Below are 11,106 nucleotides of genomic sequence, written 5' to 3' on the forward strand. Positions count from 1 at the left end.
TTGTGGGCGCAGAGGGCGAGACATGCTAGGGGGCGAAAGCTCCCTAGCATGTAAGTGTTTGATTTTTCTTTGATCTGGTCGGTTGTGCGCGTCCCTGGAAAAAACCTGGATTTTTTTTCCCTGTACCCCCAACAGCAGCATATCGACACTGATCACGTCGGAGGCCAATCCCCTTCGATAGGAAACCGGCCGGATTCCTTCCTGAAACGTTCAACACAACGAAGGAATCAACAAATGAAGCACATGACGTCCAGTCTGCGCCAGGGCGTAGACAAAAGCATGCCTTTGGCTGAGGAGAACAACACTGGCTGGAAAGCAGGGTGGCCGGATAGCCCGACGCTCCGCTTGAAGGAGCTGATCAAGCTGCTCCGTGTCAGCAGGAGCAAGGCGTACGAACTGATGAAGTCCGACCCGAACTTTCCGAAGGGCATTCCGCTCTATGACAGCGAACTGTCCCCGAAGTTCTACTGGACGCATGAGGCCATGGCATGGGCTGAAGGGCGTGCAGCCAAGTTCCGCCGTGCGATGGAGGTGAAGTGATGGCGATTAATTACGGAATTCACACCTCGCCGCTTGAGGCGCTCAAGCATGCTCTGGATGAGCAGCTGTCCAAGGGCAAGAGCAAGCTCGAGCAGGACTTCAGGCAGGCCTATCCGATCCTGGAACAGCACATCGCAAAGAAGATGCGCAAGAAGATCCTGGTAGATCAGTTCAATGCTGCGTACAAGCATGAGCTGAACCTGATTCAGTTCCGAAAGCTGCTCAATGAGGAGCGTGCTCGTCGCCATGCGGAGGGCGATGCTGCTCGGTGCCAGAGCTGTGGCCATCTGTTGGTCGAGGCTGAAGAGCAGACCGCGTTTGGCGCGGCAGAGGAGGATGCATGATGACTACCCATTGGCAGCGTTATGCCCCCAAATATCCCCTGGAAAGCTTCCATCACATTGCGCGTGAGGCTGGTCTTGAGCTCTTCCGCAACGTGCAGGTTCCTGATGCCATGGTTGGCATGGGTCTCATCAATGCCATCTCGATGGCTTGCCAGGGGCTGATTGATGTCAAGTTGCCAACCGGGCAGACCCGGCCTGTAACACAGAATTTGATGCTTGTTGCTGAGTCTGGTGAGCGCAAGTCGACGGTGTTCGAGCTGCTGCAGGCGCCTTTCCGCAATGCAGATACGAAGGCGATGACTGCGTTCAAGCAGCAGACTGAGGCTTATGAGATCGAGTACGGACTCTGGACGGCCAAGATGAAGGGGTTGAGGAGCGCGATCAGTAAAGCAGTTGCAGCAGGTAAGTCTGCGGAAGCACTCGAGTCACAGCTGAAGGAGCACGCAGAAAAGAAACCTCTGCAGCCTCGCTTGCGCTGCTTCCTGCGGCAGGACATCACGGCCAAGGCCATTATGGAGGCCGTTCAGGGTGATGGTGAGTCCATCGCCATCACGACTGATGAAGGTCACATGCTGTTCAAGAGCGAGGCAATGGCGAATGTGGGCTTGCTCAATCGTCTCTGGGATTCACCAGGAATGATGCCGTTGGATCGAGCGGAGAACGAGCATCTGATTGCGATGAATCCGCGCGTGTCTGTGAGCATCATGACCCAGTACGAACCGCTCAAGCAGTTCCTCAATAGGCGAGGCTCTGTCGCAAAGGGGAGTGGGCACTGGGCACGCTATTTGGTCGCGTGGCCTCGCTCCATGATGGGCTATCGGCGAATCGAGGACGTGGAACCGGTGTGGGAGCATTTGCCCGCATTCCATGAGCGGGTCGCGGAGCTGTTGTTGAAGTACAAGGAGCTTTCAGCCTCGGGCGCCGTTGTTCGTGAAGTGGTGTCCTTCTCCATCGATGCCAGGGCACGCTGGGTAGAGTTGGCATCAGAAACTGAGTCTTTGCTGCGCGACGGGGAGTACTTGAGCGATATCAATGACTTCGCGGCAAAGATCATGGAGATCGTGGCACGACTCGCTGCATCGATGCAGTACTTCAGTGGAGAGGGAGGTGACATCACCCTCGATACGATCAATCGTGCCTTCGAGATCGTTCGGTGGCATGTTGATGAGTACAAGCATCTGTTCTCACCTGCGTTCGTGGTATCGCAGGATCAGGCCGATGCTCAAGCTCTGGATCGGTATCTGCATGCAAAGTGGTGGAGAGGGATTTATTCGGATACGTGCGTTCCCAAGAACCAGGTTTTGCGCTGTGGACCTGTACGTAACCGAGCAAGGCTGAATGCAGCCATCTCGGTTCTTGAAGGCCAGGGAGCAATTCAGATCTGCAGTGGGTACCGGGACAAGAGGACGTATCTGCGCTTGATGAATAACTACTTCGATCGGAGGGCGCTGTAAGCGGTCTTTACACCGAGGAAGCCCCGGCGATAGTCCGGGGCTTTTTTGCTGTGGTCAGTAGGTGCCATTGCGATTCTGCGACTTTGTCGCAGAATCACTGGGTAAGGTACTGGCCTCTGCCCGGTTTTAAGTGACTGAAGCTACCTGCGCTTCTTTACGGCATTGAGCATACTGTGACTTCTCTGCATCTGCCATCTCCTTGACGAAGCGTTGGCCGAGGTGGCGCTCCGGTGACCTGGTAATGCCCTGGTCGCGCAAGCTGCGGTGGTCTACACGGGCGGAGTATCCGTTCTCAGCAAGGAACTGATTCTGGGTGTCCGCTACAAGCTTTCGCTGTGCCGTCACTTGCTGCTTCAACTCCATTGGGCTCTTTCCGCCACTATCCTTGCGGCATCCGCCTGCGGAAGGGTTCTTGGGGTTGTAGCGGGCGAAGGTCTGTTCAGGTGTACGGGGGATGCCATCAGGCAGTCTATCCGAGCACATCAGATGGATGTGCGGGTTCGGATCGCCACCGAGTTTTCCTTCAGGTGCATGAAGCGCGTATTGGTAGGGTTTTTTCCCTGCGAGATTCTTTGCAAGGCGGTCGGCAAGTTCGACCTGCTGTTCAGTACTGAGCTCACTCGGAAGAGTGATTTCGTGTTCTCGGTACACTGCTCCGTTGGCACGCTCATGCTTGTCAGCAACGCTCCAGAACCGTTTCGGATCATCTCCTGCCCATTCGGGCATGTTCCCATGTCCTGTTTGGACAAGGTCCTCCTTGTCACTATGAGATCCTTTACGATCGATATAGTTGGCGTGCCTGCGTGCACTACCTTTCTTGCCGCTTTTGATGCTGTAATGGAAGCTTGCCATTGCTGTATCACCCTTTCTCTAAGGAGAATAAAAAAGCCGACAAGAGTGGTTCTTGTCGGCCACAGGTAGATACTCATGATCGAAGAGTGTTGTGATTAGATAGAAAGGGTAAGTGCGCGTACCACACCCTGCCTGTAATCCATCGTCAGTTCTATTTGATTTCTATTCCCTTCGATGCCTTTCGTTCTTCGTGTTGTTGCTTCGAAGGACGCAAGTGAGTTTCTACATATGTATAAGGGTGGTGCAAGTTAAAAATTACATCGCATGCGAAGTGGCTTGATCTTCGATATATTGAATAAGGTCTTCGCAAAACATGTTGATCTTTCTCTCGTATTCGTTTCCTGCTTCAAGATCGAAATGAGAGTGAGCTACGGTCATGTGCTTCAGATATGCGATCTGGAATCTCATGAACGCTTCCATTCGGTTGCTGCGGCCGAAAAGTAATGCGTAGGCGATGCAATATCGATGATAGAGGGTGAGCATCGCGCCTTGCGGGATGTAGTCCTCTTCATATAGCTCTTCGATGTCTCTTGAGGTGTCCAGGTGGCTCAGTAGGCGAGATACCGTTTTCTCGCTTGAGCTCTGTCCTTTCCAGTTGGGCGTGTACTTCGTTTTGATCTTTTTTTGTATCGTAATGGCTAAAAGGGCTGCAACGCAGTCGGCCATTGAAATGTTGACGACGTCATGATCTATTCTGTGCCATTCGTGGAAGACATAGGCATGCAGAACCTTCTGCGTTTCGTCGGCTATGTTTTTGATCTCGCTGGATCTCAACTCATAACCAGTGGCTTGGTGAACCAAGTGTGCCAGCTCATTTGCATGGGTTTGCAGGAAGGAGTGAATAGCTGCGAGTGATGTGACAGGTCGCAATAGGGCATCGCACTCCGTCGGTGAGGAGATGGCGTGAGCGAAGAGTGGCTCTATCTTGTATTTGCTCAACTCTTCGTTTTCTGATTCGACAACCTGCTGATACTCTCCAACGAAGTGCAGGAATGGGAGAGTCAGCAAATAGATGTATAGCCTTTCGTGTACGGGGGCGCCTTCTTTGCCGAGTAAGGCATTTGAGGGTTGATAGCTTTCTATTTGATGTGCGCCAAACATAAAGGCGCTTGCAATGGCTTCATCATTGCCGGCGAAAGCCATGTAGATAGGTTCTATAAGCTCCTTTATGTGTCTTGCGTAGCATTCAAGGAGTTTCGATGGTGTGAGTCTGTTGATGTGGATGTGCTTAAGTCTCTCCTCGTCGATCTCAAGCTCAAGCGTGGACATGAGATAGGAGGCTGCTTTTATGGTCTTTTCATTTCTTGGGGTGTTGCGTTCTGTCCAGTGCTCGAAAGTGGCCTTGATGGTTCCTGGTTTCGAGATTCTTTGGAGTAACTGAGTGTCGCTGGAGTCGTTCTTGAGGTAAAGGAGCTTGATTGTTTTTAGAGTAGAGATTGGGAGGGTGCAATTCCCGTTTGGAATCTCTTGTTCCAATGTAGAGTTGATGAAGCCAATGACTCCATTTAGCTCCTTGCGGGTTATTGTTTTTCCGGAGGCATCGGAGTGTTTTGATTTGCCGCCACTTGGCGTTTCTGTAAGCTCGTAATTGAGCTCATTCAAAAGATCGTTGATGCTTCCAGTTGTTGATTGGTCTGTTGCTTGATCTTTCCCGAAGTCGAAGCGCGGCTTGTACTTCCCTGGTTCGATGTTGCTACTTTCCATTTTCAACCGCCATCCTTTTGGTTGTGTATAGAATTTGATGATCGCTATGTCGCCGATCCTTGTCAGCGCACCTGCAGAAGGTCGCCCCACTTCGTTGTATAGCTGGGCGACAACGAATGCAATATGGGTCGCCATTGAGCGTTGATAGTCACGTTGGACTGCTCTCCAAGTCTGGCTCCACCAACCCGCCAGCCCACGTTGCCTACTCCCACAGTGCCTCTGCCGAACTTCGCGTTGATCTGGCGACGTCCCCCCGGTTTTGAGTAGCACGGCGATTTGGAGTCCAATCCCGCAACCCAAGGAGATTGGACGTGAAGAAGCATTTTACCGAGGAACAGATCATCGGCTTCCTGCGTGAGGCCGATGCCGGCATGGGGGTGAAGGACCTGTGCCGACGGCACGGATTCAGCGAAGCCTCGTACTACCTGTGGCGCAGCAAATTGGGCGGGATGAGCGTGCCGGACGCGAAGCGGCTGAAGGAGCTGGAGGCGGAGAACGCCCGGCTGAAGAAGCTGCTGGCCGAACAGATGTTCGAGAACGACGTGATCAAGGACGTCCTGCGAAAAAAGCCGTGACCCCACCCGTCCGGCGCGACGTGGTGCGACAGATGACCGTGAAGGGACTGAGCGAACGGCGGGCGCTGGCGGCGGTGCGGATGAGCGCCAGCGCGTATCGCTATGCACCACGGCCCGACCGCAATGTCGAGCTGCGTGCGCGGATCCTGGCATTGGCGCAGCGGCACAAGCGCTATGGCGTCGGGATGATCCACCTCAAGCTTCGTCAAGCGGGGATGCACGTGAACTACAAGCGCGTGGAGCGGCTGTATCAGGAGGCACAGTTGCAGGTGCAGCGACGCAAGCGCAAGAAGGTGCCGGTTGCCGAGCGACAGCCGCTGCTGCGGCCGTCCGCAGCCAACCAGGTGTGGTCGATGGACTTCGTGTTCGATCGCACCGCCGAGGGGCGCGTGCTCAAGTGCCTGACGATCGTCGACGACGCCACCCACGAGGCGGTGGCGATCGAGGTGGAGCGTGCGATTTCCGGCTTGATGCTGACGCGGATCCTGGACCGTCTGGCGCTCAGTCGCGGCCTGCCCCAGGCGATCCGCACCGACAACGTGCTAACTCTGGAGTCAACAACAAATTCGGAGCGAACGGATCCGCGGACGTCGCTGACGTCCGGTCAGGCAAGTCGCACCGCTATTTGCACCAAGTCCCGTGGGCTTCCACGTCTTCAGGGTCTCCTGGTCTGACCATAGTGAACACGAGGTCCGGAACGGCCTCGAACGTGCCTAAAACAGCATGGAGTCCCGTGGAAGGCCCGAGCATTATCTACAGGATCCTAAGAGGTCCCGACGGCCCTACGGAGAGGGGTCGATCCACGGGGTAAAGCATTTTCGAAGTAGCAGCGGTATTGGGTTTGTTGCTTGACCAGGCCATAGGCGACACGCGCCATCTTCGCGGCCACGGCAGTCAGTGCTTTTCTTTTGCGGTCGGCGTTGGATGGATCGTTCCGGATGTAGCGCTCGTACTTCTCCCGGAAGCTGTTCTCCCGCATCCGGATGGCCACTGTGGCGGCAAACCAGAAGGCGAAGCGAAGGCGCGCATTGCCGCGCTTGGACAGCCGCTCCTGGCCCTTGTATTGGCCTGATTGGCACTTGGCCAGATCGAGGCCGCAGTACTTCAGGAACTGGCGATGGTGGGCGAAGCGACGCAGGTCGCCAGCCTCGGCCAGAATGGTCAGTGCAAGCACAGGTCCAATACCCGGAATCGAACGCAGCGACTCATAGTCTGGGCGCCCCGAAAGGGTCTGGTGCGCCTGTTCCGCGAGCCGGTCGCGCTGCTGGACCAGCTCCTGGAAGCGCTGCAATTGCAGGCGGAAGCTCTGAACCTCGAGCGAGTCATCGGCGACAGGCAAGCCAATGCTTCGCAGGGCGATTTCATATAGTTCGCGTAGCCATGCCGCCTTGTTGACCTTGCGCCCCACCAGGTCCCACGCCTCCTTGCGGAACGTCTCGTAGTCACGCTGTTGGATTGATGCCGCAGTAGGAAAGCGGAGCATGAAGCGGGCGAACCAGTCCGCATGTGCGCTGTCGAAGTAGCGCTCGATTTCGGGAAAGTACAGCGGCAGATAGTGCGTCATCAAAGCTGTGCTGCAGTCGCGTCCTTGCCAGGCTGATCTGATAGTGAGTCTTGGACAGCTCCTGCAATCCGTGGTACCCGGCCAGCAAGGGATCAATGTAGCGCAGCGTCATGCCCTGCTTGAGCAGGGCGAGAATCACGCGGGCATCTTTCGGGTCGTTCTTGCCCCATGAGTTGAACATTGCTTCGCGGTAGCGGGCGCCAGCGACCGATGAGACAAGGCAAACGTCGAAGCCTTCCGTGAGAAGCCGGAAAGCCAGCGTTCGATGGCAGTCTCCAGTGGGTTCCATGGCGATCCTGGCAGGCTGGGGTAATCCACGCAGCAGAGCGACCAGACGATCGTGCTCTTCCATCGAGCTGGCCATCCGAAACTGCTGCTGCTTGCCGTCAGGCGTTTCAATCAGGACGGCATGGTGACGCTTGGCAATATCAATCGCGACCCACGTGGCCGCAGGCGTAGCATTGGGCTGGGCAGTCATCGTCGGCAAGCTCCTGTGGTGTGTGAGAACCCTCAGGATGACCTTGGAGACGGTGGCTGCCCACGTCTTGGGGATGCTTCCAGATGTACTACGGCAAGGAGTTCTGCGGCAAGGCCATGGTGAGTTGGGCGTATGCGCGCGGCGTCGCGCTGCGCCTGATCGAGCCCGGCAAGCCGAACCAGAATGCGTACATCGAGTCCTTCAACGGCCGCCTGCACGACGAATGCCTCAATGAGCACTGGTTCATCGGCCTGCTGCAGGCCCGCACCGTCATCGAAACCTGGCGGGGTGAATACAACGAGGAGCGGCCGAAGAAGGCACTCGGCGGGCTGACGCCCGCCGCCTATGCACGACAACTCGCGGCCAATACCGCTACGATGAGCACCGGACTCTAAACAGCCCCGCTACTGAAGACGGGAGGACGTCGACACAAAAAATCCTGCACACGCTCACCTATGGACGAAGGTTGTCGATCAGGCTTTCGACGGACGCTGGCTCGCACTGAACTGTTGCGGCGTGACGGCCATTGATCTCGACATTGACGCCCGCCTCCCTGGCGCCACTCTCATTGGTCTGGTCGAAGATGCTATAGACCGTATTTCCCGTAGGAATTCTGACCGTATCCATCGACGAGGTTCGCGCCACTGACACCATGCTGTTGGGGACAGAGAGGTTCATTTCGGACTTCCCCGTATGCCGTGCGAAGATGTAACGCAGTGCCGAGCCGGAATCGCACAGCGCCACCTCCTTTTGATTCGTGGTGGTGCAGCTGAAGATCAATCGCTCAGCGTTTGTGCATGTCGTTGCGCCAGTTGATAGCGACGAGTGTGCAGGCTCCGCAGGTGACTGAATGGAACCGGCATTGGAAGGTGCCATGCACTGGCCAGACTCACATATCCGGTCACCCTTGCAGTCAGTGTCCTTTCCGCATTGCGAGAACGCCGGCTCTTGCAGGGGAGGCTGAGACTCCTGCTGAGGCGTTGCAGGGGGCTGAGCAAGTTCCGGCTCGGGAAGGCCTGCCGGCTGGTCAAGTCCAAACGCGCGCCTCACTAGGAAGGCGGCTTCTTTACCGACCCCGCAGCTCTCAAGCGCGTCGACCATTGCCCCATTCCATTCCCGGTCGGGAAGCTTCTCGACTCGAACATAGTCGTCGATCTGGCTGCTGTTGAACTTGCCTTTCAGCTCCTTGTACGTGCATGAGCACATTTCCTTCGCGATGCCCTGAGCGGTACAACTGGCCACATATCTGCTTCGCGACTTTCCGTCGCATGCCACAAGCAGCATCGAGACGATCATCGCCATGAGGATGATTGTTGCGTTCTTCGCCATGTGGTTCACCTCTTCGATGCCAAGACCATACCGAGTACGCCAAGCAGAACAATGCCGCCGAGTATCTTCCCCAGCGACGGGAAGATAATTGCAGGCCAGATGATTGACTTGCCCAGGTTGTATGCAAAGCCCCTGTAAGCGTCGTCGCCCCACCAGTTCCCGTAGAAAGCGAAGATGATTGCAATGATGAAATAAAGTACGGCCAGATTCTTCACGGTCATTCCTTGGATTTGAAGCAGTCATCTATTGGCACTAGGCAATCCACTCAAGAAGCGCGCTCTCGATATCGTCATCGATGTCATCCAAAAACCCGGGAATGGCATTCGTGGGCAGATATCTATCTGTTGCCTCTTGCATGAAACCCAGGAACTCGTTGCCGAAGGCGGTCACTGGGTAGAGCTCCATAAGTGCGGGTGAGCGGATGGAATGCTCGAACTCATCAATCAGGCCGGAGGCATCCCTCTCTGATATCAGGAGCTTGTATCGGCCCCATCTGCGCATGAACTCGTTGAAGAATCCCGACTTCCTCAGCTCCTGCTGGATGGTCTCCATCTTGTGGAGACCTCTGATTTTATTGAAACCACTGAGCTCGATGATGCATTCGATCAGCAGGGTGGTCGCGGTAGCTGCTGCAATCTCATCCGCATACTCACGCCCATCCGGGATATTTGCTCTGATCAGATGCTCAGCGGCGGCCGTCGAGTAGATAAGGAGCTCAAAGCGAACGGCGTCGCTCATCCAGAGTGAGCGCAGTTCCCGAGGAATATCGCTCTCCGATTCAATCCATTCTGCAAGCGACAAGGATATCGGCAGAAGCAGGCTGGCGAGCTGCAAGACCGCTTGCTCCCTTCCTTGAGTAGCCTTGATCCTCCTGTCTATGTTTTGCTCAAAGCTCTTGTAGTAGCCCTTTTCCAGCAGCGTGAAGGCTTGGTGCCCTGTCCCGGCAGAAGCCGGGCGCTTGTGCTTGGTCTCGCGCGGCGCATCGGCGCGGCGCTGCTGACAAAAGGCATTGAAGAAGTCAAAGAATTGATGGACTTCATCTGAGTCCGGCACGTTCAGTTTGCCCAACTCCTGCCCGTTGACCGTGATCCTGCTCTTATAAGCCTCGATGCTCCCGATTTTTTCCACCTGGACCGAGCGGGGGGATTCGAAGACCGCCTTGAACCTGAGCTCTTGCTCCGTGATAAGCACACCCTCTTTGGCACTGCCGAACACGGTGTCGTCGATCAGCGCGATGACATTTCGCGGTTTCAGCCCACGGCCATAGCTTTCCAGGGCGCCACCCAGCTTTTTCTGCGGGATGTGGGGAGCGACATGTATCTTCTGGAAGAACTCATTGTCCGGTACATACCTTTGAAGAAAATCCAGCAACGGGCTGCGCTCTTCCGGCTCAGGAATGGGTGGTGGCGAAGCTGCCGGTCTGGCGGATTGCTTCCCACGCTGTTGATCAAACCGGGCTCGCTCACCCTTATCCTTCAGGATGGCGTATGCCGCGTTTAATTCCTTCATTTTTTCCGTGGCCCAAGCGAGGGTTTCGGAATCGGAACTGGCGTAACGATCCGGGTGATACTGGCTCCGCCGCCCCTTGTACGCGAGATCGATTTCATCGATTGACGCACTGGGACGGATTCCCAGTACTTCGTAATAATCTTTTTCCAACATGCATCCCCCTGATGCTTCACTTTCTCGCTTTTGGCTCTTCGTCAAAAGTTTTTGAGAGGATAGCATCGATGATGAATGGGGGGTACTCCGTTTTTTCGAGAGGGTTCACCCCCACTAACACGGACACTTCAGTTAAGCCCTCTGGTGGGGCCTACGTCAGCCTCACCAGCGCAACGTCCACCTGTGAACTTTTAGGGCTTAAGCGGAGCGCGCCGACGTTCAATATTTCCTTGCCCCGTGTGGGGCTAACAAGGAGACGAACATGGCGAAGGGTAATGGTGGATCGGCTGGGAAGGCCGGTGGTGGCTCGAAGGGCGGTTCGACTGCCGGCGGTGCTCGAGGCCCCGCTGGGTGGCCGTCGACCAAGCCTGGGATGCCGTCAGGCGGCAACCGCAGCAACGCGCCTGCGAAGCGCTGACTACGGATCGATCAGCCAAGCTGGTGGCAGGGGGGCTGTCGATGGGACCGGGGGTGGGTAGTGGTGTCTATGCCGCTCCCACCATCCCAGGTAGGCCTCCCGCCAGCCCGTGCGGTCCATGTGGCCCGCGGCATTTGGATGGTCTGGTAAGAGCAGGCTCAACAAGAGTGCGGCCACCAGGTAGGT

Annotated in this window: 8 protein-coding genes and 3 pseudogenes; 5 read left to right on the forward strand and 6 right to left on the reverse strand. The window is 55.9% G+C overall.

Annotated elements, in window-relative coordinates:
- Positions 1-234 precede the first annotated feature (234 nt).
- The 3 genes from N5C25_RS09625 to N5C25_RS09635 are packed head-to-tail and all read left to right on the forward strand — an operon-like array spanning position 235 to position 2,338.
- Positions 235-540 (forward strand): AlpA family phage regulatory protein, encoded by a 306-nt coding sequence (locus tag N5C25_RS09625; RefSeq protein WP_171968777.1) that lies wholly within the window; start codon positions 235-237, stop codon positions 538-540.
- Positions 540-884: a hypothetical protein gene (locus tag N5C25_RS09630; protein ID WP_171968776.1), complete on the forward strand. Its 345-nt coding sequence runs from the start codon at positions 540-542 to the stop codon at positions 882-884. The genes N5C25_RS09625 and N5C25_RS09630 overlap by 1 nt, the downstream gene beginning before the upstream one ends.
- Entirely contained in the window at positions 881-2,338 is a 1,458-nt protein-coding gene (locus N5C25_RS09635) for a YfjI family protein (protein ID WP_171968775.1), read from the forward strand. Before N5C25_RS09630 ends, N5C25_RS09635 begins: the two co-directional genes overlap by 4 nt.
- 126 nt (positions 2,339-2,464) lie before the next feature.
- Here N5C25_RS09635 and N5C25_RS09640 read toward each other — a convergent pair whose 3' ends face one another.
- Together N5C25_RS09640 and N5C25_RS09645 are read right to left on the reverse strand one after the other, a co-directional pair.
- Complete coding sequence (locus tag N5C25_RS09640; protein WP_171968774.1) at positions 2,465-3,190, reverse strand: MobA/MobL family protein; 726 nt, start codon at positions 3,188-3,190, stop codon at positions 2,465-2,467.
- Between the two features lie 255 nt (positions 3,191-3,445).
- Positions 3,446-5,029, reverse strand: coding sequence for a hypothetical protein (locus N5C25_RS09645; protein WP_171968762.1), 1,584 nt, complete (start codon positions 5,027-5,029; stop codon positions 3,446-3,448).
- 236 nt (positions 5,030-5,265) lie between these two features.
- On the opposite strand from N5C25_RS09645, the pseudogene N5C25_RS09650 reads away from it, so the two are divergent.
- Positions 5,266-6,008: pseudogene (locus N5C25_RS09650) on the forward strand (IS3 family transposase); the annotation flags it as partial.
- Between the two features lie 224 nt (positions 6,009-6,232).
- Here N5C25_RS09650 and N5C25_RS09655 read toward each other — a convergent pair.
- Positions 6,233-7,511: pseudogene (locus N5C25_RS09655) on the reverse strand (IS110 family transposase).
- A 92-nt stretch (positions 7,512-7,603) separates the two neighbouring features.
- Here N5C25_RS09655 and N5C25_RS09660 point away from each other — a divergent pair.
- A pseudogene (locus tag N5C25_RS09660) lies at positions 7,604-7,906 on the forward strand (transposase); the annotation flags it as partial.
- A 58-nt stretch (positions 7,907-7,964) separates the two neighbouring features.
- Here N5C25_RS09660 and N5C25_RS09665 read toward each other — a convergent pair.
- Genes N5C25_RS09665 through N5C25_RS09675 form a run of 3 tightly spaced genes read right to left on the reverse strand, consistent with a single transcriptional unit; the run spans position 7,965 to position 10,502 of the window.
- Positions 7,965-8,840 carry a hypothetical protein gene (locus N5C25_RS09665; RefSeq protein ID WP_171968772.1) on the reverse strand — a complete coding sequence of 292 codons (876 nt, stop codon included), beginning with the start codon at positions 8,838-8,840 and terminating at the stop codon, positions 7,965-7,967.
- A 5-nt stretch (positions 8,841-8,845) separates the two neighbouring features.
- On the reverse strand, positions 8,846-9,055 hold the full coding sequence (locus tag N5C25_RS09670; protein WP_197581381.1) for a hypothetical protein: 210 nt from the start codon (positions 9,053-9,055) through the stop codon (positions 8,846-8,848).
- A 37-nt stretch (positions 9,056-9,092) separates the two neighbouring features.
- Positions 9,093-10,502 (reverse strand): DnaJ domain-containing protein, encoded by a 1,410-nt coding sequence (locus tag N5C25_RS09675; protein ID WP_171968771.1) that lies wholly within the window; start codon positions 10,500-10,502, stop codon positions 9,093-9,095.
- Positions 10,503-11,106 lie beyond the last annotated feature (604 nt).

Origin of the sequence: Stenotrophomonas sp. GD03958, from assembly GCF_029839005.1 — a bacterium.
GTDB classification, from domain to species: Bacteria; Pseudomonadota; Gammaproteobacteria; order Xanthomonadales; family Xanthomonadaceae; genus Stenotrophomonas; species Stenotrophomonas hibiscicola.